Source organism: Collinsella aerofaciens (assembly GCF_015548375.1).
GTDB lineage: Bacteria > Actinomycetota > Coriobacteriia > Coriobacteriales > Coriobacteriaceae > Collinsella > Collinsella aerofaciens_AB.
On sequence record NZ_JADMWW010000006.1, the window covers coordinates 77,826 to 103,406 of the forward strand.

The 25,581-nt window shown below is 58.9% G+C and carries 20 protein-coding genes and 1 pseudogene; 14 read left to right on the forward strand and 7 right to left on the reverse strand.

The window, feature by feature from the left end:
* Window positions 1-6 precede the first annotated feature (6 nt).
* Both I1969_RS04165 and bsh read left to right on the forward strand, forming a co-directional pair.
* The gene (locus I1969_RS04165; RefSeq protein ID WP_022094377.1) at window positions 7-426 is read left to right on the forward strand and encodes a peptide deformylase; all 420 of its coding nucleotides are present in this window, start codon (window positions 7-9) and stop codon (window positions 424-426) included.
* Between the two features lie 131 nt (window positions 427-557).
* Window positions 558-1,523 (forward strand): choloylglycine hydrolase, encoded by a 966-nt coding sequence (gene bsh / locus I1969_RS04170; protein ID WP_195233135.1) that lies wholly within the window; start codon window positions 558-560, stop codon window positions 1,521-1,523.
* Between the two features lie 79 nt (window positions 1,524-1,602).
* Here the strand turns inward: bsh and I1969_RS04175 are convergent, their stop codons facing one another.
* Entirely contained in the window at window positions 1,603-3,852 is a 2,250-nt protein-coding gene (locus tag I1969_RS04175) for a KUP/HAK/KT family potassium transporter (RefSeq protein ID WP_195233137.1), read from the reverse strand.
* A gap of 139 nt (window positions 3,853-3,991) precedes the next feature.
* Window positions 3,992-4,903: a DMT family transporter gene (locus I1969_RS04180; protein WP_195233139.1), complete on the reverse strand. Its 912-nt coding sequence runs from the start codon at window positions 4,901-4,903 to the stop codon at window positions 3,992-3,994.
* A 118-nt stretch (window positions 4,904-5,021) separates the two neighbouring features.
* Between I1969_RS04180 and I1969_RS04185 the strand changes: the two genes are divergently transcribed.
* Both I1969_RS04185 and I1969_RS04190 read left to right on the forward strand, forming a co-directional pair.
* The gene (locus I1969_RS04185) at window positions 5,022-5,879 is read left to right on the forward strand and encodes a LysR family transcriptional regulator (protein WP_271748006.1); all 858 of its coding nucleotides are present in this window, start codon (window positions 5,022-5,024) and stop codon (window positions 5,877-5,879) included.
* 201 nt (window positions 5,880-6,080) lie between these two features.
* Window positions 6,081-7,562, forward strand: a complete 1,482-nt coding sequence (locus I1969_RS04190; RefSeq protein WP_271748008.1) for an aminotransferase class I/II-fold pyridoxal phosphate-dependent enzyme — start codon at window positions 6,081-6,083, stop codon at window positions 7,560-7,562.
* 199 nt (window positions 7,563-7,761) lie between these two features.
* Here I1969_RS04190 and I1969_RS04195 read toward each other — a convergent pair whose 3' ends face one another.
* Window positions 7,762-8,172, reverse strand: a complete 411-nt coding sequence (locus tag I1969_RS04195; RefSeq protein ID WP_195233143.1) for a peptide deformylase — start codon at window positions 8,170-8,172, stop codon at window positions 7,762-7,764.
* 271 nt (window positions 8,173-8,443) lie between these two features.
* On the opposite strand from I1969_RS04195, the pseudogene I1969_RS11230 reads away from it, so the two are divergent.
* A pseudogene (locus I1969_RS11230) lies at window positions 8,444-9,793 on the forward strand (MFS transporter).
* 152 nt (window positions 9,794-9,945) lie between these two features.
* Window positions 9,946-10,857 (forward strand): hypothetical protein, encoded by a 912-nt coding sequence (locus I1969_RS04210; protein ID WP_035137032.1) that lies wholly within the window; start codon window positions 9,946-9,948, stop codon window positions 10,855-10,857.
* A 355-nt stretch (window positions 10,858-11,212) separates the two neighbouring features.
* Here I1969_RS04210 and pdxT read toward each other — a convergent pair whose 3' ends face one another.
* On the reverse strand, window positions 11,213-11,800 hold the full coding sequence (pdxT, locus tag I1969_RS04215; protein ID WP_195233149.1) for a pyridoxal 5'-phosphate synthase glutaminase subunit PdxT: 588 nt from the start codon (window positions 11,798-11,800) through the stop codon (window positions 11,213-11,215).
* A 20-nt stretch (window positions 11,801-11,820) separates the two neighbouring features.
* Window positions 11,821-12,711: a pyridoxal 5'-phosphate synthase lyase subunit PdxS gene (gene pdxS / locus I1969_RS04220; RefSeq protein WP_022094325.1), complete on the reverse strand. Its 891-nt coding sequence runs from the start codon at window positions 12,709-12,711 to the stop codon at window positions 11,821-11,823.
* 145 nt (window positions 12,712-12,856) lie between these two features.
* Between pdxS and pdxR the strand changes: the two genes are divergently transcribed.
* Both pdxR and I1969_RS04230 read left to right on the forward strand, forming a co-directional pair.
* Window positions 12,857-14,296, forward strand: coding sequence for a MocR-like pyridoxine biosynthesis transcription factor PdxR (pdxR, locus tag I1969_RS04225; RefSeq protein ID WP_195233151.1), 1,440 nt, complete (start codon window positions 12,857-12,859; stop codon window positions 14,294-14,296).
* 539 nt (window positions 14,297-14,835) lie between these two features.
* Entirely contained in the window at window positions 14,836-15,717 is an 882-nt protein-coding gene (locus I1969_RS04230; protein WP_161115325.1) for a hypothetical protein, read from the forward strand.
* 241 nt (window positions 15,718-15,958) lie between these two features.
* Here I1969_RS04230 and I1969_RS04235 read toward each other — a convergent pair whose 3' ends face one another.
* A complete protein-coding gene (locus I1969_RS04235) occupies window positions 15,959-16,519 on the reverse strand; it encodes a ferritin family protein (RefSeq protein WP_022094328.1) in 561 nt (186 codons plus the stop codon).
* A gap of 256 nt (window positions 16,520-16,775) precedes the next feature.
* Between I1969_RS04235 and I1969_RS04240 the strand changes: the two genes are divergently transcribed.
* The 6 genes from I1969_RS04240 to I1969_RS04265 all read left to right on the forward strand — a co-directional run bounded on the left by I1969_RS04240 (window position 16,776) and on the right by I1969_RS04265 (window position 22,542).
* Complete coding sequence (locus tag I1969_RS04240; protein WP_195233153.1) at window positions 16,776-17,996, forward strand: iron-containing alcohol dehydrogenase; 1,221 nt, start codon at window positions 16,776-16,778, stop codon at window positions 17,994-17,996.
* Window positions 17,997-18,004: 8 nt separating this feature from the next.
* Complete coding sequence (locus I1969_RS04245; protein ID WP_195233155.1) at window positions 18,005-19,384, forward strand: aldehyde dehydrogenase; 1,380 nt, start codon at window positions 18,005-18,007, stop codon at window positions 19,382-19,384.
* A gap of 123 nt (window positions 19,385-19,507) precedes the next feature.
* Window positions 19,508-19,834 (forward strand): HIRAN domain-containing protein, encoded by a 327-nt coding sequence (locus I1969_RS04250; protein ID WP_195233157.1) that lies wholly within the window; start codon window positions 19,508-19,510, stop codon window positions 19,832-19,834.
* Between the two features lie 18 nt (window positions 19,835-19,852).
* Window positions 19,853-20,032 carry a hypothetical protein gene (locus I1969_RS04255; RefSeq protein WP_035137042.1) on the forward strand — a complete coding sequence of 60 codons (180 nt, stop codon included), beginning with the start codon at window positions 19,853-19,855 and terminating at the stop codon, window positions 20,030-20,032.
* A 66-nt stretch (window positions 20,033-20,098) separates the two neighbouring features.
* Entirely contained in the window at window positions 20,099-20,644 is a 546-nt protein-coding gene (locus I1969_RS04260) for a metallophosphoesterase (protein ID WP_195233159.1), read from the forward strand.
* A gap of 140 nt (window positions 20,645-20,784) precedes the next feature.
* Window positions 20,785-22,542 (forward strand): DUF2130 domain-containing protein, encoded by a 1,758-nt coding sequence (locus tag I1969_RS04265; protein ID WP_195233161.1) that lies wholly within the window; start codon window positions 20,785-20,787, stop codon window positions 22,540-22,542.
* Window positions 22,543-22,622: 80 nt separating this feature from the next.
* Here the strand turns inward: I1969_RS04265 and I1969_RS04270 are convergent, their stop codons facing one another.
* A complete protein-coding gene (locus tag I1969_RS04270; protein ID WP_195233163.1) occupies window positions 22,623-25,304 on the reverse strand; it encodes a DEAD/DEAH box helicase in 2,682 nt (893 codons plus the stop codon).
* Window positions 25,305-25,581: the final 277 nt, after the last annotated feature.

The window sequence follows — 25,581 nt, forward strand, 5'->3', positions numbered from 1 at the left end:
GAACGTATGATTAAAGAGCTTTGCCACGACGAGGCTATCCTGTCCCAGCGTTGCGAGGTTGCGACTGTCGAGGACGAGTCGGTCGCTCAGGATCTGATTGATACCATCAAGTCGCTCGATGATGCCGGCTGCTTGGCTGCCAACCAGATCGGCGTCACCAAGAAGGTCTGCGTCTATCTGGACGATGCCGGCGAGCCCCACGTGCTCTACAACCCCCGTCTGGTGTTTGGCCTGGGCGCCAGTAAGATGGAGGAGAGCTGCCTGACGCACGAGGAGGTCACCAAGTCCACGCGCTATATCAAGTGCAAGGTTGCCTTTGACCAGATCGTCGACGGCAAGATGAAGGAGTGCCGCCGCGACTACGCGGGCTTTGAGGCACAGATGATCCAGCATATGATCGATCACTGCCAAGGTAAACTTGTCTAGGGTGACTACAGCACCGCACTTCGTCTCTTTTGGTCCGGGCGTGACATTGTTGTCATGTCCGGGCTTTTGTGTTTAGCGCCTTTTTGTTTGGTGACAATAACCTTAGCAAGAACGTAAGGCTGGGAGGCGCTATGTGCACGAGCATTCGATTTACCGATAATTCTGGCCACATGTATCTGGGCCGCAACCTCGACTGGAGTTTTGACTACGGCCAACAGGTTCGCGTGATGCCACGCGGGTTTCACATTCCGTATTCGTTTATCGACGACACGACAGCGGCACACGCGGTGATCGGTATGTGCATCGATTACAAGAACTACCCTATGTTCTTCGACTGCGGCAACGATGCGGGGCTCGCCGTGGCGGGTCTCAATTTCCCGGGTTATGCCGAGTATGCCGAGGGCCCTGTCGACGGCAAGACCAATATCGCGGCCTATGAGTTTCCCCTGTGGGTGGCAGCGACGTTCTCGACGGTCGACGAGGTCGAGGCTGCGCTGCGCGATACGGTGATTGTCGCAAAATCTGCAGGAGAGGGGCTGGGCGTGTCGCTGCTCCATTGGATTATCGGCGACAGCCAGCGTAGCATCGTGGTCGAGATGATGGCTGACGGCCTGCATGTATACGACGATCCGGTCGACACCCTTGCCAACCAGCCGACCTTCCCGTGGCACATGGAAAACCTGCGCACCTATATCACAGCCACAAGCGATTTTCCGCAGACGGCGACATGGCGTGGCGCCGAGCTCAAGCCCTATGGCGCGGGTGCCGGCATGCGCGGTATTCCGGGTGACTGCTATTCGCCGAGCCGTTTTGTAAAGGCGGCGTACCTCAATGCCAATTACCCGCAAAAGGAGAGCGAAACCGAAAACGTCGTCCGCATGTTCCGTTCGCTCGAGGGCGTGGTGATGATCGAGGGAGCGTCCAGGATGGGCGATGGCAAGTTCGAGAAGACTATCTATACCGGATGCTTTAGCGCGCGCACGGGCAATTATTACTACGCGATGTATGGGGATCCGTCGATTCGCTACGTGAGCCTGATGGATGCCGAGGGCGCGAGCCCCGATAGGCTCGTGGTTCCCGAGCCGCGTCGTTCGTAGCCGTTAGCTTTACTGCAATGCAAATCGGCCCTGCGTCTCCCGTGAGATGCAGGGCCGCTGTCGTTGATTTGTGACGTCGCTAGAAGTTGGCATCGTTGAGCTGTTCGCTCTCGAGGCCGTCGAGCTGTTGCTGTTCGGGCATATCGGCGACGCTCTCGAGCAACTCGGTGGGATCGACGTTCATGTCCCTACCGGCTTCGTTGCCGTTGACCAAGTCGTCCGAGAAGATGTCGACTTCCATTTCCTCGGCCTCTTCGATCTGAACCTCGAGCGGCACCTGGGTGCGCACGAGCTTAACGGCCGGGCGCATGCGGGCAAACAGCGGCACGTACTCGATGATGATGGCCGAGTTCTCAAGACCGTACCAGCGTGCCGGGCTTCCGCAGGCGCGGCGGACGGCGTACTTGATGGCCATCACGCGGTGGTCATTGCGGTTGATGTCCGTTTCGGGGGCAAGCATCTTGCGCAGCATGCAAAAGCGGAAATCGCCCACGTTGCCGCGCGTCTCGTAGATGGAGTAGGTGTGATGTTGCGGCGGCAGCTCGCCCGATGCCATCAAGTCGCCGACGATCTGACGCAGATAGGCGTTGACGCGCTGGTTGACCTTAAAGCCCAGGTCCAGGCGCACGCGGAACAAAAAGTCCGTGCCAAAGGTCTCGACGGAATACTCGTGCGTATAGGGTTCGTCGGTAACGTGCACGTTGATGAACCAATATGCCTTGGCGCGCTTGGGATGCTTGTCCAGGATGGAATAGAGCACGTCGCGGTCGAGCGTGAGCGGATCGGGGCTGTTGGTGAGGAACACCAGATTGTCGGCGAGCACGGGGTAGGTCTCGTCGTTGCGCAGGCGGTTGAGCTGATCGATGTACTTGGAGACGGGCAGCAGGATCGTTTGCGTGCGCTCGATGGCGGTGCCACGACGCCACACGTACATAAGGCCAAACAGCAGTGCGGCCAGGAAGATCATCACATAGCCGCCGTCAAAGAACATAGTGAGGCACGAGGCAAAGAAGCACAGCTCGATGGCGCCAAAAAGCAGGGCGAAGACGCAGGCGCCCAGTCTGTGCTTGAGAATGCCGGCGATATAGCTCGTCAAAAGCGTGGTGGTCATAAGCATGGTCACGGTAATGGCGAGGCCGTAGGCACTCTCCATGCGCTCGGAGTTTTGGAACAGCAGCACGATGAAGATGCAGCCGACCCACATGATGTTATTGACGAGCGGAATATAGAGCTGGCCCTTGGTGTCGCTGGGGTAGTGGATGCGCAGGTGCGGCATAAGGTTGAGGCGCGTTGCCTCCGAAACCAACGAGAACGAGCCGGTGATGAGCGCCTGCGAGGCAATGATGGCCGCCACGGCCGAAAGCACGATGGCAAAGGGGCGCAGGGGTTCAGGGAGCATCATATAGAACGGGTTGACGATATCCATCGCGAGCATCTGGGGATTGGAATTGTTTGCGAGCAGCCAAGCGCCTTGACCCAGATAGTTGAGGATAAGGGCCGCCTTAACAAACGGCCAGGATGCATAGATGTTGGCCTTGCCAACGTGGCCCATGTCCGAGTAGAGGGCCTCGGCGCCGGTCGTCGACAGAAAGACAAAGCCGAGCACCATAATGCCCGAGTGGTTGATGGGCGAGAACAGGAACATGATGCCGCGGATGGGGTTGAGCGCGCGCAAGATGGACAGGTTGCCGAGCATGTTGAACAGGCCGGCGCCTGCCAGGAACAGGAACCATAGTGTCATGAGCGGGCCGAACAGCTTGCCGATCGACGAGGTACCGGCGCGCTGCATGGCAAACAGGCCGCAGATAATGATGATGGTGATGATGATGACGTTGGTTTGGCCGTCGCCCAGCAACGCATGGCCCCATTCGATGGTGCGCAGACCCTCGATGGCTGTGGTGACCGTGACAGCGGGGGTGAGGATGCCGTCGGCGAGCAGCGCCGCACCGCCGATCATGGCGGGGAGAATCAGCCACGGTGCCACCTTGCGCACCAGGCTAAACAGGGCGAAGATGCCGCCTTCGTTGTGGTTGTCGGCCTTCATGGCGATTACCACGTACTTGACCGTGGTCACGAGCGTCATGGTCCAGATGACGAGCGAAAGCGCGCCCAGGATCATGTCCTCGCTGACGGTACCGATGCCGCCGTTGTTGGCGACGATTGATTTCATGGTGTACATGGGGCTCGTGCCGATGTCGCCATAGACGACGCCGAGCGTTACGAGCAGCATGCCAGCGGAGAGGGGGATGGCTCCGTGCCCGCCTTGCCCGCGCTGGTCTTGGAGGTTTGCCTCCAGTTTGTTGTGTGCCACGAGGACTCCCTTAGACATCCGGTTATCTGTCTAGGACAAAAAACTTTATGCCGTCTTTATACATACAAGAGCAGTTTGGCACATCGGGTTATTTTAGACAATAATCCTCAGCTGGGGATTATTTATCTACCCAGGTAGCATTTCAAAGCAGGGGCTTTTAAGCACGTACTGTCTGGGCGATGCCAGCCTTGGCGTTTGCGCGTTTGCCAGCGAGTTCGCAAAAAACCGCGCCGCCGATGATAAGCGCGGCGCCCATCAGGCGGACCGGTGTTATGGCTTCGCCCAAAAGGACGGCCGAGAACACGACGGCCGAAAGCGGCTCGAGGTAGCCGACGACCGCGACGGTCTGGACGGGCAGCTTGGCGACGGCACTAAAGTAGAGCAGGCAACCGATGCCGGTGTTGACGACGCCGAGCATGACGACGGTGCGCCAATCGATGCCTGCGGCGATGTCGGGGGAGAAAAACGAGGGAGCGCCTTGGGTGACGAGCGTAAGGACCAGCGCGGTCACAAAGGCGGCGCTCACCTGGAGCGCGGAGTTCTCGAGACCCTCGATGTGCGGCGCACCCTTGCTAGCGATGACCATCAGCGCATAGCAAAATGCCGAGGCGATGCCGCAGACGATGCCCGCAATGGGCATGTTGCCGCCGAGACCTTGCGCTGCAATGAGAAAAGCGCCGCAGGCGACGGCGATAAAGCCGGCGATTTTGCTGCCGGTCAGTTTTTCGCCAAAGATAAACGGCGAGAGCGCCATGACGATGATGGGGCCGCAGTAGTACAGCAGCGAGGATACGCCGACGCCGATCGTCTGGTAGGCGCGGAACAGAAAAATCCAGCTGGCGCCCAGCGCGGCTCCCGAAAGGAGGAGGGCTGCGGCTTCGCGGGGGCGAGATGGCGCCTGCAACTTATGGCGTTGGGTGATGGCGAGAATGGTGACAAGCGAGAGTGCGCCCAAAAACGTACGCAGTAGCACGATATCCGAGCTCGGCAGCGCGATGGCAGCGGCGATAATGCCGTTGGAGCCAAACAATAGCAATGCTGCTAAGTACGTAAACAGTCCGTTGTTCATGCGCTGACATCCCCTCTATATCCGAGCATCTTCACTATGGTTGAACTGGCTTTAGAAGAAAAGCGAATATAATGCATGGCTAACATGACAAAAACTCATGCAAAGATGGAGGGGTGCCGTGGAAACGAATATTCAAAAGATGCAGGTGCTGCTCGAGACCGTGCGCGCCGGCAGTTTTACGCGCGCCGCCGAGCGGCTGAGCTATTCGCAGTCGGGCGTGAGCCGTATGGTGGCCGATCTTGAGGCCGATTGGGGCTTTAAGGTGCTCGACCGCAGTCGCGAGGGCGTAGTGCTTTCTGCTGACGGGCGGCAAGTTATGCCGGCGGTCGAGGCGTTATGCGAGGAATTTGTTCGTTTGCAGCGACGGGTGGATGAGATGCGTGGGCTCATGCGCGGCAAAATCTGCATCGGTACGTTTTCGAGTGTGGCGACCCACGTGCTGCCGCCGGTGATTGCGCGCTTTCGCGCCGATCACCCGGACGTCGATTATGAGTTGCTGATGGGTGATTACTCAGAGATTGAACAATGGGTGGCGGAAGGGCGCTGCGATCTGGGCTTTATCCCGCGTGAGCCCCGAGAAAACGGCATGACATCGCGGTCTTTGGTGCGCGACGAGTTGATGGCAGTAGTGCCGGCAGACTCTTTGCTTGCCACGGCGGAGGTCGTTTCTCTTGTCGATTTAGCCAACGAGCAGTTTATTCTGCTAGAACGCGGCACCGATGACGAGATTACGCCGCTGTTCCGTCGGGCGGGACTGACGGTGTGCTCCAAGCTGTCGACCTGGGATGACTATGCGATTATGGCCATGGTCGAGGACGGCCTGGGCGTGAGCATTCTTCCCGCGCTCATCTTGCGCCGCTGTCAGTTCGATGTTGCCGTGCGCCCGCTCGAGGGACATCCCCATCGGCAGATCAATGCGATATATCGCACGGCTGACGTTTCGCTTGCCGCTGCTCGATTCCTTGAATACCTCTAAACGTGTGCACGTCATTGTCCGCTTTGGGCAAATCTCGGAGTTCGGTACGTTTTCTTATGAAATTGAACTTTCGAATGAGGTACGGCGCTATACTGCTGCCTAAATTGAACTCAGGTTCAATTCGTGTTCTATAAATTGAACTTTGCCAGCAAGGAGGTTCCTGTGGCCCAAGAGACGTTTTGCGATCGCCTGCGACAGACTATGTCCAATCGCGACGTTCGCCAGTCGGACGTAATCCGCGCATCGGAGATGCTCGGCAAAAAACTCGGCAAGAGTCAGATGAGCCAATATGTGAGCGGCAAGACGATCCCGCGGCGCGATGTGGCTGAGCTGCTCGCCCGTATTTTGGAGGTCGATGTTACCTGGCTGCTCGCCGGCGACGCCGATCAAGGCGAGGCATCATCACCCCGCAACGATTCCAAGCCCGAACCCCATCCCTCAGCTCAAATTGCAAGGAGCACCACCATGCGTACTTTTTCTAAATCCACCAAACTCGACAACGTCCTGTATGACGTGCGCGGTCCCGTCGTCGACGAGGCCGCCCGTATGGAGGACGAGGGCGAGCGCATCCTCAAGCTCAATATCGGCAACCCGGCGCCCTTCGGTTTCCGCACACCCGATGAGGTCATCAAGGACATGCGCCAGCAGCTGCCCGACTGCGAAGGCTATTCCAACTCGCATGGCCTGTTCTCCGCGCGCAAGGCGATCATGCAGTATTCGCAGATCAAGGGCCTGCCCAATGTTCAGATGGAGCATATCTACACGGGCAACGGCGTGTCCGAGCTCATTCAGCTTTCGATGAACGCGCTGCTCGACAATGGCGACGAGATTCTGATCCCCAGCCCCGACTATCCGCTCTGGACGGCGTGCGCTACCCTTGCTGGCGGTCATCCCGTACATTATCTGTGCGATGAGCAGGCGGATTGGTATCCCGACCTGGAGGATATGGAGTCCAAGATTACGAGCGCGACCAAAGCCCTCGTCATCATCAACCCCAACAACCCCACGGGCTCTGTCTATCCGCGCGAGGTGCTCGAGGGCATCGTCGAGATTGCACGCAGGCATCAGCTGATGATCTTTGCCGATGAGATCTACGACCGCCTGTGCATGGACGGCTACGAGCACGTCTCGATTGCCTCGCTCGCCCCCGATCTGCCCTGTGTCACCTTTAGCGGTCTGTCCAAGTCGCACATGATCGCGGGCTATCGCATTGGCTGGATGGTGCTTTCGGGCAACCAGCGCTGCATGAGCGACTTCATCATGGGCATCAACATGCTCTCTAACATGCGCCTGTGCTCCAACGTGCCGGCTCAGTCGATCGTTCAGACGGCACTCGGTGGCCATCAGTCCGTTAACGACTACATCCGTCCCGGCGGCCGTGTCTACGAGCAGCGCAACTTTGTGTATGAGGCGCTCAACAAGATTGACGGCATCTCGGTGGTTAAGCCGCGTGCAGCGTTCTACATCTTCCCCAAGATGGATGTGAAGAAGTTCAACATCACCGATGACGAGCAGTTCGCCCTTGACCTGCTGCACGAGAAGAAGATTCTGATCACGCGCGGCGGCGGCTTTAACTGGGCCGAGCCCGATCACTTCCGCATCGTGTACCTGCCGCGCATGGAAGTACTCAAAGAGTCCCTCGAAGACCTCGCCGACTTCTTTGACCATTACCGCCAATCGTAGGGGATTAGGTGCCTGCCGCCGCAAGAATCGAGGCGTCGCAGGATAGACATACGACAGCGAGCGAGCCGCATTTGCGCCAAGGTGACGTGAAATGAGAGGGCGCTGACCTTCTGGTCGCGCCCTCGAAATTGAACGTCAGATTGGCGTGAATGCGGCTCGCGCAGCGTCAAGTGGTCCGCCGTTCGGTAGAACGGCGGAACTAAATAACAATCCCGTTGCAGTGGTCGATTTCGTGCTGGATGATCTCGGCGGTGTAGCCCGAGAAGTTTTTGATGCGGTGAACGAAGTTCTCGTCCAAATACTCAACCTTAATGCGGCGATAGCGGGTGCAGGGACGCTCGCCGATCAGCGAGAGGCATCCTTCGCCCGTCTGATAGGCATTGACCTGTTCAAGAATTTGAGGGTTGTACATCAGGAGCGCCCTGTTGCCGTCCTTTACGCAGATGATGCGTTTGCGCACGCCGATCATGTTGGCGGCGAGGCCCACGCACTCGCGCTCATGCTCGTGGAGTGTATCTAGGAGATCCTGCCCGGTCGCGGCGTCATCGGGGCCCGCGTCTTCGGAAGGCAGGCGCAAAAAGAACTCGGATTTCATGATGGGCTTAATCATGGCGGGCTCCTCATGTCTTATGCTTTCGTGGACTTTTAATAATAGCGCGGAAGGAAAGCTGTGCGTCCGCGTTACAATCTTTCGACGTTGGACCATGTTGCCAGATTCGTCGTGTACGGCGTCTGGCGTAAGTCTAGGGCTCATTTTTCGCCCTGGACTGTTCCTCTGGGGCGATGCGACTGTCGTTCCAAGAGGAAGGAAATGCATGGGGAGCAAATCTCAGCAACAAGTTCAAGTAGCGCCATCGGCCACTGCGGCGATTCTCGTCGTAATGTATATTGCAGCCTTTGTTGCCGCGTTTAACGAGAACATCATTAACGTGGCGTTGCACGACATTATGGCAGCCTTTTCGGTGAGTGCCACCACGGCGCAGTGGCTCGTCTCGGGCTACATGATCGTGACGTCGATCTTTACGGCCATCATGGCCTTCCTGTCCGGCCGTTTCTCGACGCGCAAGCTGCTGTTTTTCGCATGCGGATGCATGGTCGCCGGCGAAGTTCTGTGTCTGGTCGCTCCGTCGTTTAGCGTTTTGCTGCCAAGCCGTATTTTGCAGGCCGCGGGATCGGGTATCTTGTTCCCGCTCATGATGAACGTGGTGCTGTCTTGCGCCCCGCGCGAGAAGCTTGGTCTGTATCTGAGCCTGGGCGGTGCCTGCATTACGCTGGGGCCGGCGTTTGGACCCGTGATCAGCGGTCTTATGTGCACGTTGTTTGGCTGGAGGGCGGTGTTCGTAGTGCCGCTGGTGGGCGGCATTGTGGTCGCTGCGGCGGGCGTAAAGCTTGTTCAGAATGTCGGAGAGCGCTCGAGCACCACGCTTGATATTCTGTCGGTTGTTTTGCTCGCCGCCGGCATTACGGCATTCGTGTATTCCGTAGGCGAGTTCTCGACCAATCCGATTGCCGGCATCGTGGCGCTTTTCGCCGCCATTGTGCTGCTCGGCCTGTTTGCGGCCCGTCAGCTCAAGCTCGAGCATCCGGTGCTTAACGTGCGTCCCATGGCAAGCGTTCGTTTTTGGCCCGCGTGACTGCTTGTGGTGGTGTCGATGATGACGACGTTCTCGATGAGCGTTTTGTTGCCGCTCTATTTTGAGGGCGCATACGGCATGACCGCACTTATTGCGGGCTTGCTCATTTTGCCGGCGATTGCCTGCAACGCCGTGACCTCGATTGTGGGCGGACGCGTGATGGACGCCCGTGGCGCATGGCCGCTGCTGCCGGTCGGCTTTGCCCTGATTGCCGTGGGGCAGACTGCCATCTCGATGACGGCGGCAAGTATGAACATCGGCGTCGTCGTGGCGCTGACCGTTGTGGTGTATGCCGGAGTCGGTTTGGTGCTGAGCCCCTCGCAAACGGCCGGCTTGGAGACGCTGCCTGCCGCTGAGCATCCCCACGGAACGGCATTGCTTAACACGTGGAACATGATTGCCGCATCGTTTGGCCCATCGCTGTTTATCGGTCTGCTCTCGAGTTCTGCGGCGACTGCCGGCGCGGCTGGCGCTGCGACCGACGTTGCCCAGGCGATTGGATTTGCAATTGCCGTGCGTGTGGCGGCTGTGATTGCCGTGGTCGGGTTCGCGACGTCGCTGGTGTACGCTCGTCGCGAGTCGCACATGTCGCATTAATGTGTGCACATAGATTCTGCAGCTAGATTGGATGGCAACACCATAAACTAATGGACGTTTTGCCGAGAGGCATGAATGTTTAAAGCGCAAAGAGTGCGCGACGGGCCCCGCGAATGGGGCGATGATGCCCGAGAGGGCTAAGAAGGAGTCTCATGTCCGAGAACGAAGAGATCATGAACGAGACCGAGAACGAGACCATGGCTGCCGAGGTTGAGGCAGTCGAGACCGTGGAGACCGAAGCTGCCGAGGTTGAGGCTGCTGACGAGGTTTCCGCCGAGGAGGAGGCCGAGGTTGTCGAGGCCGCCGTTGATTACGATGACGAAGAGCTGATGGACAAGATGCAGAAGGCCGCCCGCCTGCTGCGTAGCCGTCGCTTTGCTATTTCCAAGGAGGAGGAGGCCAAGGCCGAGCGCATGGCGAACATCGAGCGCGCCATCAAGCTTCTTGACCTCAAGCCCAAGATGGAGCAGAAGGAAATGTCCGACCTGCTGGGCATGCGCCTCCGTGAGCTCGATGGCCTGATGGCCGAGGCCGAGGCTGCCGATCTGGTCGGCCGCATCGACGACGCCGAGGGCGATATGCGCAAGATTGTTGTCTTCGCCGCCGAGGATGCCGCTGAGGGCCTGGTCGAGCTTGCCAACAAGAAGGAGAAGCTCCTGCCCGAGCTTTCTTATGAGGAGGCCACCGAGCTGATGGCCGCTCTCGATAAGGTTATCGCTCCGCTCGTCGCCATGGGCCTGGACGAGGACCGCGGTCCTCGCGGCGGCCGTGACGACCGTGGCGGCCGTGGCGGCGACCGTGGCGGTCGCGGCGGTTTTGGCGATCGCGGTGGCCGTGGCGGTGACCGTGGCGGTCGCGGTGGCGATCGCGGCGGCCGTGGCGGCTTTGGTGACCGTGGCGGCGACCGTGGCGGTCGCGGCGGCTTTGGCGGCAACCGTGGTGGCTATGGCGATCGCGGCGGCAACCGTGGTGGCTTCGGCGGTAACCGTGGTAACGACCGCGGCGGTCGTGGTGGCGACCGTGGCGGCCGCAACGGCGGCGGCTTCCGCGGTAACCGTTTTTAGTTACGGCGTTTTACCAAACGCCGTAACGGGCCGACGCTGCGCGGGCCGCATTTGGACAATCTGACGTTCAACTTCAAGGGCGCGACCAGAAGGTCAGCGCCCTTTCGTTTCACGTCACCTTGCCTCAAATGCGACCCGCTCGCTGTCCGTCCTCTGCCTGCGGCGTTGTCTTGCCCCGGATGCGGCAGTTAGGGACGTTCCTTTTCTGCCGGCAGCTTGGGACACTCCTTGTAGTCATTGGGGACGTTCTTAAACGACTACATAGAACAAGAGTGGATGATCTCCCGGTTTGAGCCTGCATTCAAGCTCAAAGTGGGAGATCATCCACTCTCGTTTCGTTTGTTGATTTCGATGCCTACATTTGTAGGAACAGTTCGTGGAGGCGGGTATCGTCGTCGAGCTCGGGGTGGAAGGTTACGCCGAGCTGGTTGCCCTGACGGGCGGCGACAATACGACCGTCGACTTTCGCTAAGGCCTTGGCGTCGCCGTGGACCTCGACGATGCGGGGCGCGCGGATAAACGTCAGCGGCACTTCACCGTCGATGCCGGCTATTTGCCCCTTGGTTCGAAAGCTGCCGAGCTGCCTGCCGTAGGCATTGCGCTCGACAAGTACATCCATGGTTTCCAGACGCGGCGCGCCCTTATCGTCATGGGCGGCAAGGTCGTGAGCCAGTAGAATCAGGCCGGCGCAGGTGCCCAGGACGGGCATACCTTCAGCGATACGGGCACGAAGCTCCTCGAGCATGCCCAACTCATCAAGCAGCTTCCCTTGAACGGTAGACTCGCCGCCGGGAAGTACCAGACGGTCAAAGTCCTGCTTCAAATCAGCCGCCTGCCTCAGCTCAATACAGTGTGCGCCAAGCTCGAATAGTCTTGCCTCGTGCTCGGCAAATGCGCCTTGGACCGCCAGCACGGCGACCGTTTGGTCTGCATAATCGCTCATGTGCGATCCTTTCTGCCGGACTAGCGTCCGCGCTCCTCCATGATGATTTCGATCTCGTCGGCGTTGATGCCCACCATGGCCTCGCCCAGGTCCTCCGAAAGCTCGGCGATGAGCTTGGCATCGGTGAAGTTTGCCACGGCCTTGACGATGGCGGCGGCGCGCTTGGCGGGGTCGCCGCTCTTAAAGATGCCCGAGCCGACAAAGACGCCCTCGGCGCCCAGTTGCATCATCAGCGCGGCGTCGGCAGGGGTCGCTACGCCGCCGGCGGCAAAGTTCACAACGGGAAGCTTGCCCGTGGCATGGACCTCGCGCACCAGCTCGACCGGAACCTGCAGTTGCTTGGCTGCCTCAAAGAGCTCATCATCGCGCAGGGCAACAACGTCGCGGATTTGCTTTTGGATCTTGCGCATGTGGCGCACGGCCTGGACCACGTCGCCCGTGCCCGGCTCGCCCTTGGTGCGAATCATCGTGGCGCCCTCGGCAACACGGCGCAGCGCCTCGCCCAGATCGCGGGCGCCGCAGACAAACGGGACGTCAAACTGGGTCTTGTCGATGTGATAGACGTCATCGGCAGGGGAGAGAACCTCGGACTCGTCGATGTAATCGATCTCGATAGCCTGCAGGACCTGCGCCTCGACAATGTGACCGATGCGGCACTTGGCCATAACAGGGATGGAGACGGCCTCTTGGATGCCCTTGATCATCTTGGGGTCGCTCATGCGCGAGACGCCGCCTGCGGCACGGATGTCGGCCGGGATGCGCTCGAGTGCCATGACGGCGCAGGCGCCTGCCTCCTCGGCGATGCGTGCCTGCTCGGGCGTGGTGACGTCCATGATGACGCCGCCCTTGAGCATCTGCGCGAGTTCGCGATTGAGTTTGACGCGATCGGCCTTGCTGGTCTGTTCTGCCATGGTTGCTCCCTTGGTTGGCATGTGCATTGCTTGACGGAACATCCTATCGGGGAGCTGGGTATGGCAAAATACTCAGTTTTCGAGATAATAATAATGTCAGCCTAATACCAGATTGAACAGCTCGATAAGGTCAGGTGGCAAACTCATGCTTGACTACAATTTGGAAAAACGCGGCGAAGCATCGCTTTATGAGTATGTTTACCAGCAAATTCGAGATGATATTGTTGCTGGACGTATTGTGGCGGGGGAGCATCTTCCGTCTAAGCGCGCCTTTGCCAGTCATCTGGGAATCAGTGTCATTACCATCGAGAATGCATATAGCCAGTTACTTGCCGAGGGCTATATTTGCTCAATGCCGCGTCGTGGCTACTACGCTTGCAAGCTTCCGGATGCACCGGTTTTGCCTTTGGCTTCGCAGGGCATCGACCGAGATACCGTCTCTGTGGGCCTCAGCGCGCATGATGTCAACGGACAGGTCGAGCTGTTCGATGCACTTTCTCCTTCCGCTTTGGAGGCGGCGCGGCTTTGGCAAAGCGCACTACGGGCGACGCTGGCATCCGAAGATGAGCGCGAAATCTTTTCGCCCGCACCGGCGCAGGGCACCGCTCGGCTGCGACGCGCAATTGCTCACCATCTGCGTGGGACAAGGGGCATGAATGTCGACCCCAACAACATTGTTATCGGTGCAGGCGCCCAGCTGCTCGATACCATGTTGGTTCAGTTGCTTGGCGCTGACAAGGTGTATGCTGTTGAGGACCCGGGCTATTTGCGTCTGACGCGCATCTATCAGGCTATGGGCTGCCAAGTACGACATATCCCGTTGGATGACGACGGCGTGGACCTGAGCGCTCTGCAGAAAACTGGGACCGATGTCCTTCACCTTATGCCGTCCCATCAGTATCCCACCGGTCTTGTGACGAGCATTGCGCGTCGCTATGCGCTGCTGAGCTGGGCCGCCGAGCGACCAGGTCGGTATCTCATCGAAGATGACTTTGATTGTGAGTTTCGCCTTGCCGGCAAGCCAATTCCCGCGCTCGCGTCGATCGATGCCTCCCAGTCGGTTATCTACACCAACACGTTTTCGAAGAGCCTGTCATCGGCGTTGCGTCTAGCGTACATGGTGCTGCCCGATGAGCTAATGGAGCGGTTTAGGCGCAACCTTGGTTTTTACGCCTCGTCGGTGAGTTCTGTTGACCAGGTCGCTTTGGCTCGTTTGCTGGAATCGGGTGATTACGAGCGACATGTGAACCGCGTGCGCGTTCGTGCTCGCGAGGCGCGTGATGGCCTGGCGGCGCTTGTACGGAAGGCATTTCCGGCAGGGGAAGTCTCGATCGAACACGCAGACGCGGGCCTTTACTGCACCGTGGTTGCGGAGCGTGGAACGGGCGGAAGCACTATTGCACGGGCCCTCACGCGCTCGAGCATCCCTTTTATCGATATCGGTGACTGTTTTTGGTGTGCCGATGGCGCATCTGCCCCTGAAAACTCAAGTCAAATTCTTGTTCAGTATGACGATTTGAGTCCAAAAGCGCTAAATACCTTGGAATCGCAGCTAATGGGAGCGCTCTGCAATCTAAGTGAGTAGGCATTTGGAACTTTGGCGACCAGGCAGTTTTGTAACAAGCTATCTACCTGCGGTTTTGAAAAGCAGGATGACCGGGCTGCTCGGAATGTTCAAAAAAGTCTACTCACTTGCCGCGTAAAGCTTCTGCATGAGAAAAAAAATGGGGTTTTCAACAGGGCTTCGTCCAGCTCTCGACAAGCTTTTGGCCAGTTGGGGAGGGCTGTTGAAAACTTGGCAGTCCGTTCGGCGCCATTTTTGGTGCGTTCGCGCCAATGCGTGACTGACTGGGTTGAAATTCGTGTTCTCCTGTGCCTATGAAGGATCTACTTTGTGACATATCGGCTTTTAGGTACTGGCGTTTGCCTCCTCAAGTCCGCGCTTTGTGTCCGCCGCTTCCACGACCGGAAGAAGACCGGCAGCGATATGATCTCGCCCGCAACCCGACGGCTGCGGTCGCGCTCGGTTTTCCGTTGCATACATTGGTTCGGACGAGAAACAAACGGACTTGTCCTGCCAGCATTAGGCAGCGGCTGTTTCTTGGTGAGCTCCCCAGGGAATCCGTGCTGGAAACGGAGCATGGATTTTTGATTACGTCTCCTCTACTGACGGCATTCATCATGTCACGGCATCTGACGGATCTTCAGCTTCTTTTGGTATTGGCGGAGATGTGCGGCTTGTTTGCGGTGTGTGCCCTGCCGGCGTTACTTGAGACGGAGCTTTCGCGTGCAATTGATTCGGGTGCGATTTCGACAACGTTCGGTTGGGCGCGCTGCCCGTCCGAGGACGGCACCGCCTCAAATTTATGGCGTCGAGACGCTTTGGTTTTGGGCGGAGACCTTGACCGTTTTTGTTCAGATGTTTGTGGGATGCGTTACGGCAATAGATTTATGGCGGTATCGCAACTCGTTCCATTGGGTGCCGCGTCGCCTTTTGAGGTCGAGGCGTATTTGCTACTTGCACTGCCGCGATCCCTGGGAGGCGAAGGTTTTTGCGGCATAGAGCTTAATGTTGAAGTGATGCTAAACACAAGTGCTCGAGCGATTGTGGGAAAGTCCCGTGTATATATCGACCTACTTCTTTCTTCACCGGACGGTAGGCGACAGGTGGCCATTGAATGTCAGGGAAAGGCCTCGCACGGACGCGCAGGGGATGGCTTGCGTGACGCTGACCGCATGACGGCCCTTCAGGCCATGGGCTACGATGTACTTCTCCTGACACACAGACAGATATCCGATGAGGGTAGATTCCGCGCGATCGTTAAGACCGTATGCAGGATGCTCGATGCTGAATATCGCGATAAAAGCTCAGATGAGCAAAGGGCTGAGACATTACTTCGGTCTGAACTATTCGTTGACTGGACAAAATTGGGAGTAATTGACGGAAAGATGCCCGTTAGACACAAAACAGTTCGATCGTGGACGGCTGCGGTTCTAAGTGAGTAGACTTTTGGCTTGATGGCGACCAGGCCGTTTTGAAACAAGTCATTTCCCAGCGACTTTATAAAGCAATACGGATGGTCTGCTCGGCAAGTTTCGAAAAGTCTACTCACTTAGTTTTTGACGAGAGACCGATGCCGAAGATAGCTCTATTTCAGGGCGTTAACGAGTCCTCGAGACACAAAAAGGCCCGAACCAATACGGTCCGGGCCTCATCGAGCTAGAGGTTATGTCTCAAGCGGTTGGCTTAGCCAAAGTAGCGCTTGAGCAGGCCGGCGAAAGCCTTGCCGTGACGAGCCTCGTCGCGAGCCATCTCGTGCACGGTATCGTGGATGGCATCGAGGCCAGCGGCCTTGGCGCGCTTGGCAAGATCAGTCTTTCCGGCGGTGGCGCCGTTCTCGGCCTCAACGCGCATCTCGAGGTTCTTCTTGGTGGAGTCGGTCACGACCTCGCCCAGGAGCTCAGCGAACTTGGCGGCGTGCTCGGCCTCCTCGTGGGCAGCCTTCTCCCAGTACAGGCCGATCTCGGGATAACCCTCGCGATGGGCGACGCGAGCCATGGCCAGGTACATACCGACCTCGGAGCACTCGCCCTCAAAGTTGGCGCGCAGGTCGGCAACGATGTCCTCGGAGACGCCCTCCATCTTGGCGACGCCCACGACGTGCTCGGCAGCCCACTCGAGCTGGCCCTCCTCCTGCTTCAGGAAACGAGAACCGGGAACGCCGCACTGGGGGCACTTGAAGTCCTCGGGCAGCTGGTCGCCGTCGAACTCTTCCACATAACCGCAAACGGGGCAAACAAACTTCATGATTCGATCCTTTCGATCGATGGCGATTGTGCGCTCGTCCGGTCCCGTAAGGGCCCTCTCCGGACGTGCGTCTTGACGAGTTCTATTATCCATAAATGCAACCAAATGTGAAGCCTATTAGGAATGATTTTTAATAAAACAATTTCGAGATATGAAGATGTTGATTGATTAACGATTGGGAGGCCGTCTGCGATTTTTGCTGAGTACAATCGGGCGAGCAAATGTTGACCTATCAACAAATGAAGGAGTTTCCTTTATGCATCTAGCCCGTCGTGCCTGGTGCCGAACATATCAGACGGTTTTTCGCATTGCATTGCCGATCCTGCCCTATACCGAGCCGCGCATTCTGGAGCATGCCGAGGATGTGCCCGCGGTGCTTCAAAAGCGCTCGATCCAGAAGGTCCTTATCGTGACAGACCCTGGCATTGCACGTTTGGGACTCACGGCATCACTCGAGCGTGCGCTTACGGCTCAGGGGATTGGCGTTACGGTCTATGCCGAAACGCGTGCGAACCCCACGGTCTCGAATGTGGAGGAGGCGGCGTCCCTGTATCGAGAGCGCGCCTGCCAGGCCATTATCGGTTTTGGCGGAGGATCAGCCATGGACTGCGCCAAGGGCGTGGGCGCACGCATTGCGCAGCCAAGCAAGCCCATCAACAAGATGCGCGGGCTGCTGCGGATTCATCGTCGTCTGCCGCTGCTCATCGCCGTTCCCACCACGGCGGGCACGGGAAGCGAGGTCACGCTTGCGGCGGTAATTACCGATGACGAGACGCACTACAAGTATCCCATTAACGACTTTGTGCTTATCCCGCGCTTTGCGGCGCACGACCCCGAGTTTACGCTCGGTCTGCCCGCCTCCATTACGGGGCAGACGGGCATGGACGCCCTGACGCATGCTGTCGAGGCCTTTATCGGCCGTAGCACCACGCCCTACACGCGCAAGATGGCGCGTCAGGCGGTCCAGCTCATCCGCGACAATTTGCTCGAGGCCTATGAGCATGGCGACGACATGCGTGCGCGCCGCAATATGCTTTCGGCGGCGTATAAGGCGGGTGTTGCGTTTACCCGCTCCTATGTCGGATATGTGCATGCCATCGCGCATAGTCTGGGCGGCCGATACGGAATTCCGCACGGTTTAGCCAACGCGATTATCCTGCCGCACATGCTTCGCGTTTATGGTGACGCCGCCGCCCCCAAGCTTGCCGATCTTGCTCGCATGGCGGGCATTGCGCCGGCTACCGCGCAGGACAGTCTTGCGGCCGAGGCCTTTATCGATTGGGTCGACCGCATGAACGAGGCCCTGGGAATCCCCAAATATGTCTCAGGTATTCGCCGCTCCGATATTCCGCAAATGGCGGCACATGCCGATGCCGAGGCCAATCCGCTGTATCCCGTTCCGCTTTTGATGGACCGCCTGGAGCTCGAGCATATGTACGAAGTTGTTGCAGGTGGTATGGTTGAGGACGAGAACTAGGAGGGTCCATGAACACCGAGGAAATTGCGCGCATCGTCGGCGATCAGCGCACCTACTTTAAGACGCACGCTACGTTTGATGTCGATGCTCGACGTCGTGCGCTCGTGCGCCTGCGCGAGGCGGTGCGGGCACACGAGACCGATATCGCCCATGCGCTCAAGACCGATTTGGGTAAGTCGCATGACGAGGCATATATGTGCGAGATCGGCACGTCGCTTTCCGAGATTCGTCATCAGATTGCGCATGTGGCTCGATGGAGTCGTCCGCGCCTGCGTCCGTGTGACCTCGCTAATGCTATTAGTGTGTGCAAGACGCAAGCCGTGCCCTATGGCGTCACGCTCATCATGGCGCCTTGGAACTACCCGTTTTTGCTGACGCTCGAGCCGCTCGCCGGCGCGCTCGCTGCAGGCAACACCGTGGTCATCAAGCCGAGTGCCTATGCGCCGGCTTCGAGCGCGGTGCTCAAGCAAATCTGTGAAGAGGCATTTGATCCGTGCCTGGTGACGGTTGTCGAGGGCGGGCGCGCCGAGAATGAGGCGCTGCTCGATGAATGCTGGGACAAGATCTTCTTTACCGGTAGTGTTCCGGTTGGCAAGCTCGTCATGGAGCGCGCGAGTAAAAACCTTACGCCCGTGACGCTTGAACTGGGCGGAAAGAGCCCCTGTGTCGTGGATGCGACGGCAAACCTGAAGGTCGCGGCGCGGCGTATCGCATTTGGTAAATGGCTCAACGTGGGCCAGACCTGCGTGGCGCCCGACTACCTGCTGGTCGACGTGCGCGTGCACGATGAGCTGTTGGGTCTCATCAAGGAGGAGGTCCGTCGCATGTTTGGCGAGCACCCGCTCGACAACGAGGACTACGATCATATTGTCAACGCCAAGCATTTCGCGCGCGTGCGCGGGCTGATCGACCCCGATAAGGTTGTGCTGGGAGGAACGGCGCGCGAGTCGTCGCTCAAAATTGAGCCGACGATCCTAGACGGCGTGGCGCCTGAGGACGCCGTGATGCAGGAGGAGATTTTCGGCCCCATCTTGCCGGTGCTGACGTTTGAGAGCCTAGACGAGGCCGAAGCGTTTATTACGGATCGTCCGACGCCGCTGGCCCTGTATATCTTTAGTCAGGATCGCGCGGTTCAGCAGCGCTTTGTGCGCTACGTGCCCTTTGGCGGCGGCTGCGTTAACGATACCATCATGCATCTGGCTACGAGTCATATGGGCTTTGGCGGCATGGGCGCGAGCGGCATGGGACAGTACCATGGCCGCGAGAGCTTCGATACGTTTAGCCACAAGAAGAGTATCGTGAACAAGGCAACCTGGCTGGACGTGCCGTTTCGGTATGCGCCCTACGCAAGCTGGAAGCACAAATTCGTGCGCATGTTTGTGCATTAGAATCAGATGGTGTAGCGACAAACGGTCGAAAAGGCGCGGGTGGGGCGAATTTGTGTCCGCACGGGACCGTAGACTTCTCAATAAGGTTACACACCGGTTTATCCGGCCGTTAGAGGAGCTGCTATGTACGAGCCTTCACGTGTTCTTCTGTCATTTCACATTGCAGGATTTCAGTATGCCGACGGTGCCTTGGTCCTGGGCGATCTTAAGGTTGGCGATAAGCTGACGCTGTGCGCCGAGCGCGATAATCCCCATGACCCCGAGGCAGTTGCGATCTACTATGGCAAGACCAAACTTGGCTACGTTCCGGGAAACGAGGTCGGCCCGCTGTCCTTGATGATGTATTACGGCCACGAGGACGTATTTGAGGCCCGCGTGCAACAGGTTGCCCCCGAGCGCAGCCCGTGGCATCAGGTACGCGTTGGGCTCTACGTGGTGGATGCTCGCTAGTCGGCAATGGAGGCTGCCATGTTTGATGACGATGACCTGTTTGATCTGGCAGATGATCCGTTTGAGTGGGATGTGCTACTCGATGACGATGAGCTGGAACAGGACCGTAAGATGCGGCAGGACAAGAAAACTCAGGGTGACGCTTCGAAAAAGCAAGACAAGCGCCGCCGCGGACTGTTCGGCGGGCTCTTTGGATAACCGCCGCATCGCTACGTCTGTATACTTAGCACGAGTTGAACACGTTGCGAAATGAGGGCATAGACGATGATGTGGTTTACCGCCGACCTGCACCTGGGCGATACGAATATCTTGCACGACATGGACCGGCCGTTTGACTCGGTCGAGGAGATGAACCGCAAGGTCATCGATGCCATCAATGAGTGCGTGGCTGCGGACGACCGCCTCTATATTCTGGGTGACTTTACCTATCGTTTGCCCCTGGCGGAGGCGGTGCGCCTGCGCGAGCGTATCGAATGCCAGAACGTGACGCTCATCCGCGGTAACCATGACGGCGACTGGGAAGATTCCGACGTACCGCAGATTTGGGAAGACGTGCGCGATTACCTGGAGATTGCTCCCGGCTATGCCAAGGGCCATCGTCTGGTTATGAGCCACTACCCCATGCTCAGCTGGAACGGCAAGGCGCGTGGCGCCGTCATGCTGCACGGGCATATCCACAGCAGGGGAGACCGCACCAACGTGCGCAACCGCGATCGCGAGCGCCCTATCTTTCGCTACGATGTCGGTCTCGATGCCAACGAGTACAAGCCCGTAAGCCGTGATCAGATTCTTAGCTTCTTTGGGTTATAGGGCGCCAGAGCCACCACAAAGGGGACAGGCACCTTTGTGGTGGCTCTGGCGCCGTTGCCATTATGGCAGCGGCGCCTTTTTTGTCCGTGCGGCGCGGTAGAGTGTAGGCGGTCGAAATTTGCGTCCATCGAGGAGCTGCTATGAACGAGATTAAGTGCCCGCATTGCGGCGAAGTTTTTAAGGTCGATGCGTCCGGCTATGCGGATATCGTCAAGCAAGTACGCGATGCCGAGTTTTCGCGCGACCTGGACGAGCGTGTGAAGGCAGTCCAGCGCGAGGGCGAGCAGGCGCTGGAGCTTGAGCGCTCGCGTTCGACGGCTGCCTTGCAAAAGGCAGAGTCTCAGCGCAACGCTCAGCTTGTCGAGCAGAAGAACGCTGCAGCTCAGCAGCTGGCACAAGAAGTCGCCAAGCGCGATGCCGAGCTTGCCGAGCTGCGTGCCAAGCTTGAGGGCGCTGCCGCAGAGCGCGAGAGTGCAAGCCAGCGCGCGGCGGTTGAGGCCCGTGCCGATGCTCAAAAGGAGAATGCCGAGCTGCAGCGCGAGATCGATAGCCTGCGTGCGCAGCTTGGGCGCAAAGATGACGAAGCAAAGCTTGCCGAAGCCGCGGTACGCAATGCGACTCAAAATGACCTCGCCGCGCGCGATGCTCAGATTGCGGAGTTGCAGGCAAAGCTTGCCGCCGCAGATAAGGCTCAAGAAATGGCACTCGCAACTGCTGCGGCCGAGGCGCAGCGTAAGCTCGAGGCTGCGCAAAACGAAGCGAATCGTAAGCTTTCCGATTACCAGACAGAAGTGCGTGAGAAGTTCTCGAATGCTAAGACTCAGTCCGAGCGCGAGGCCGAGGGCCTTCGTGCACAGCTTCGTGAGCAAGAACTTTCTGCAAAAATGGAGCTGTCGAAGGCGGTCGCCGCGGCGGAACGAGAGCGCGATGAGGCACGTGCCAAGCTGACGAGCGAGCTGGCGGTGCGCGATTCTCGCGAGGAACAGGCCAAGGCGGCACACGAGCTCGAGCTTGCGCAGGCCAAGCGCGCGAGCGATGACCTGATTCGCTACAAGGATGAAGAGATTGAGCGCCTTAAGGACATGAAGGTCCGCCTGTCCACCAAGATGGTGGGCGAGTCGCTCGAACAGCATTGCGAGACCGAGTTCAATCGCCTGCGCATGACGGCGTTTCCCAATGCATACTTCGAGAAAGATAACGATGCGTCCGAGGGCACCAAGGGCGATTTTATCTTCCGCGAGTGCGATGCGAGCGGTAACGAGGTCATTTCGATTATGTTCGAGATGAAAAACGAGAACGATGAGACCGCGACCAAGCACAAGAACGAGGACTTCTTTAAGAAACTCGACCACGATCGCCGCCAAAAGGGCTGCGAGTACGCGGTGCTCTGCACGTTGCTCGAACCCGAGAGCGAGCTTTACAACGCCGGCATCGTGGACGTGAGCTATCGCTACGAGAAGATGTACGTGATTCGCCCACAGTTCTTTATTCCCATGATCACGCTTCTTCGCAACGCCGCCATGGGTTCGCTGCGCTATAAGCAGGAACTGGCGGAGTACAAACAGCAGAATATCGACGTCACGAACTTCGAAGCCAAGATGGAAAAGTTCAAGAATGATTTCGGTCGCAACTACGAGATCGCGAGCCGCAAGTTCCAAACGGCGATTGATGAGATCGACAAGACGATTAGCCATCTGCAGAAAACCAAGGAGGCGTTGCTGTCCTCCGAGAACAATCTGCGCCTAGCCAACAAGAAGGCCGACGATCTTACCATTCGCAAGCTCACGTGGGGCAACAAGACCATGAAGGCCGCGTTTGACGAGGCGCGCGGGGCTGCGACAGAGACAAACGATGAGCCAGCCGAGGCGGATTCGTATGAGGTCGAGGATACCGAGTAGGGGATAGCGTATCGCGCAAAAAGCGGGGCCGCTGGCGATGTTGCCAGCGACCCCGCTTCGTTTCGTTCCAGTATGTTCGGCTAGTCCTCGAGCAGGTCCTCGATAAAGCCGACGCGGTAGTTTTTGAAGATGACCTCGCCGCCGTCTTGCGTGGCGTCCAGATCGACATCGCCCATGATGCCAAAGTCGTGGTCGCCATCCTCGTCGGCAAAGATCTGGTGCACGTGCCATACGTGCGCGGTCTTCTCGTCGGACTCGTCAATGGAAAACATCGCGGCGCTGCGGGCATCTCCGTCGGTGAGGATTTCCTCGTGCTGCTCGTGGTAAGCGTCGAGTGCTTTTTGCCAGCGGATCTCGCTCATGCCCCAGTCGTCGTCGAGCTCGCCCAGGTCGCGAACGTGCTCGCGAGCGGCAAGGGTCACGCGGCGGAAGAGCGCGTTGCGCACCAACAGCGTGCAGCCGCGGCGGTCCGCCACGACCTCGTCGATGCCCTGCGGCGGCGCGGCGTCGAGGGCTGCCGGGTTGCCGGCGTTCTCCCACTCGTCCACCAGGCTCGAGTCCACCGAGCGCACCACAAAGCCCAGCCACGAGATAATGTCGCGCAGGCGCTCGTCGCGCTTCTCGATGGGCACGGTGCGGTCGAGTGAACGGTAGGCCTCGGCTAGGTAGCGCAGCAGAATGCCCTCGGAGCGGGCGATGCCGAGCTTTTGAATGTAGCCCTTAAAATCGCTCGCGCTTTCCAGCATATCGCGCAGGACGCTCTTGGGAGAGAGCTGATAGTCGTTTGCCCAGGGCACTTCCTGGCAGTACTTGTCAAAGGCGGCGTCGAGCAAATCCTCGAGCGGCTTTTCGTACGTGACGTCTTGAATGCGCTCCAAGCGCTCCTCATACTCGACGCCGTCAGCCTTCATTTCGGCCATCGCGCGGTCGCGCGCAGCGCGCTCCTGTGCGCGCAGCACCTGCTTGGGGTCCTCGAGCGTTGCCTCGACCATCGAGATCAGATCCATGGTATAGGTCTCGCTCTCGGGATCGAGCAGCTCCAACGCGGCAAGCAAGAACGGCGAGAGCGGCTGATCGAGCGCAAAGTCCTCGGGCAGATCGACCGTCAGTGCATAGTCAATGTCTGGTGCGGCGTCAGTCGGGGCGTCGGGTGCGGGCGGCACCTCGGTGCGAACGACGACGCCGGAATCGATGAGTGTGGCGAAGATTTCATCGGCGCGAACCTCGAGCTTGGCCTTTTCCTCGGGGGTCTGCAGGCTCGTCTCGATGAGGTCGTGTACGCGGGCACGGGCGTCGCCGCCCTGCTCGACCACGCTAATCACCATGGAGTGCGTGATGCGCAGGCGCGGCTTGAGCGTCTCGGGCTGCGTCTCAATCAGACGCTCAAAGGTCTGCTTGTTCCAGGTGACAAAGCCCTCGGGGGCCTTCTTCTTTTTAATCTTGCGGAGCTTCTTGGGGTCGTCACCCGCCTTGGCCATGAGCTTGGCGTTCTCGATCTCGTGCTCCGGGGCCTCGGCGATGACCATGCCCTCGGTATCGAAGCCCGAACGGCCGGCGCGACCGGCAATCTGATGGAACTCGCGGGCGCGCAGACGACGCATCTTGTAGCCATCGAACTTGGTGAGCGCGGTGAGGACCACGGTGTGGATGGGTACGTTGATGCCGACGCCGAGCGTATCGGTGCCGCAGATGACAGGCGGCAGGCCCTGCTGCGCCAAGCGCTCGACCAGCAGACGATAGCGCGGCAGCATACCGGCGTGGTGCACGCCGACGCCGCAGCCAAGCAAGCGCTTGAGGATCTTGCCAAAGGCCGTCGAGAAGCTCGTGCCTTTGGCGGCTTCCTTAATGGCCTCGCGCTGCTCCTTGCTGGCGATGCCAAAATTGGCGAGTGACTGTGCCGTCGCAAGGGCGGCATCTTGGCTAAAGTGCACGATATAGAGCGGGGCCTCGCCGCGGCGCATGGCGAGCTCGACCGTGCCCTCGAGCGAGGTCGTCACGTAGTCGTAGCTCAGCGGCACGGGGCGTGGGGCGTCGACAACCAAGTCGCAAGCAGCGCCGGTGTGTTCCTCGAGTGAGGCGGCGATGGCGGTGACATCGCCGAGCGTGGCGCTCATGAGCATAAACTGCGTGTGGGGCAGGGTGAGCAGCGGCACCTGCCAGGCCCAGCCGCGGTCGGGGTCGGCAAAGTAGTGGAACTCGTCCATGGCCACGCAGCCCACGTCGGCGCCCTCGCCCTCGCGCAGTGCATCGTTGGCAAGGATTTCGGCCGTGCAGCAGATGACGGGCGCCTTGGTATTGATATGCGTATCGCCGGTGATCATGCCGACGTTATCGCGGCCGAGTACCTGCACCAGATCGAAGAACTTTTCGCTGACCAAGGCCTTGATAGGGGCCGTGTAATAGCAACGCTTGCCCTGTGCCATGCCCATAAAGAGCATGCCCAGCGCGACGAGCGATTTACCCGATCCGGTCGGTGTGCCTAAAATGACGTGATCGCCGGCAGCCAGGTCCATGAGGGCCTCTTCTTGGTGATCCCACAGCTCAATGCCGCGATCGCTTGTCCATTCAAAGAAGCGTTCGAAGGCTTGCTCGGGCGTGAGCCATGGTTCGGGCTCACTGCCGTCCTCGGGCTCCCACCAGGTGGGGGAGAGCGCGCCGAGCGAGCCAAACTCGGCTTCGGTTCCCGTGCCGCCCGAGAATGAGCTGGCAGCGCCGGCGCCGGAGACGGTGCTGGCGGCGGTATCTGTCGTGGTCTGTGTCATATGGTTGCTTTCTCTCGCGATTGTCCGCCAACTATTATGGCGTAGCGGCGGCGTGGGGTGCCAGCGCGCGAGAAAATGCAGGAAATGGGCGTTCTGCCCAGCCGTTTAGTGTAGTCGCTAGCTAAGTGAGTAGACTTTTTGCGATATTGCGAGCACATCGCTTTTGCGCAAGGGTTCTACCTGCACTGATAATTGTTCTCGGGGGAAGCGGGCACTGCGGGGCGCGGCAACGGCGCGCGATTTCCGCGTCGCAGCGCTACCCTGATGCTGAATGCCG

Excerpts from the sequence above, each read along its gene's own strand:
- I1969_RS04175 (WP_195233137.1), bottom strand. The coding sequence starts at position 3,852 with ATGTCTAAGGGAGTCCTCGTGGCACACAACAAACTGGAGGCAAACCTC.
- I1969_RS04165 (WP_022094377.1), top strand. The coding sequence starts at position 7 with ATGATTAAAGAGCTTTGCCACGACGAGGCTATCCTGTCCCAGCGTTGC.
- I1969_RS04235 (WP_022094328.1), bottom strand. The coding sequence starts at position 16,519 with ATGAAGTTTGTTTGCCCCGTTTGCGGTTATGTGGAAGAGTTCGACGGC.
- pdxS (WP_022094325.1), bottom strand. The coding sequence starts at position 12,711 with ATGGCAGAACAGACCAGCAAGGCCGATCGCGTCAAACTCAATCGCGAA.
- I1969_RS04195 (WP_195233143.1), bottom strand. The coding sequence starts at position 8,172 with ATGATTAAGCCCATCATGAAATCCGAGTTCTTTTTGCGCCTGCCTTCC.
- I1969_RS04190 (WP_271748008.1), top strand. The coding sequence starts at position 6,081 with ATGTCCAATCGCGACGTTCGCCAGTCGGACGTAATCCGCGCATCGGAG.
- I1969_RS04265 (WP_195233161.1), top strand. The coding sequence starts at position 20,785 with ATGAACGAGATTAAGTGCCCGCATTGCGGCGAAGTTTTTAAGGTCGAT.
- I1969_RS04255 (WP_035137042.1), top strand. The coding sequence starts at position 19,853 with ATGTTTGATGACGATGACCTGTTTGATCTGGCAGATGATCCGTTTGAG.
- I1969_RS04250 (WP_195233157.1), top strand. The coding sequence starts at position 19,508 with ATGTACGAGCCTTCACGTGTTCTTCTGTCATTTCACATTGCAGGATTT.
- I1969_RS04210 (WP_035137032.1), top strand. The coding sequence starts at position 9,946 with ATGTCCGAGAACGAAGAGATCATGAACGAGACCGAGAACGAGACCATG.
- I1969_RS04245 (WP_195233155.1), top strand. The coding sequence starts at position 18,005 with ATGAACACCGAGGAAATTGCGCGCATCGTCGGCGATCAGCGCACCTAC.
- I1969_RS04270 (WP_195233163.1), bottom strand. The coding sequence starts at position 25,304 with ATGACACAGACCACGACAGATACCGCCGCCAGCACCGTCTCCGGCGCC.
- I1969_RS04260 (WP_195233159.1), top strand. The coding sequence starts at position 20,099 with ATGATGTGGTTTACCGCCGACCTGCACCTGGGCGATACGAATATCTTG.
- bsh (WP_195233135.1), top strand. The coding sequence starts at position 558 with ATGTGCACGAGCATTCGATTTACCGATAATTCTGGCCACATGTATCTG.
- I1969_RS04180 (WP_195233139.1), bottom strand. The coding sequence starts at position 4,903 with ATGAACAACGGACTGTTTACGTACTTAGCAGCATTGCTATTGTTTGGC.
- pdxR (WP_195233151.1), top strand. The coding sequence starts at position 12,857 with ATGCTTGACTACAATTTGGAAAAACGCGGCGAAGCATCGCTTTATGAG.
- pdxT (WP_195233149.1), bottom strand. The coding sequence starts at position 11,800 with ATGAGCGATTATGCAGACCAAACGGTCGCCGTGCTGGCGGTCCAAGGC.
- I1969_RS04240 (WP_195233153.1), top strand. The coding sequence starts at position 16,776 with ATGCATCTAGCCCGTCGTGCCTGGTGCCGAACATATCAGACGGTTTTT.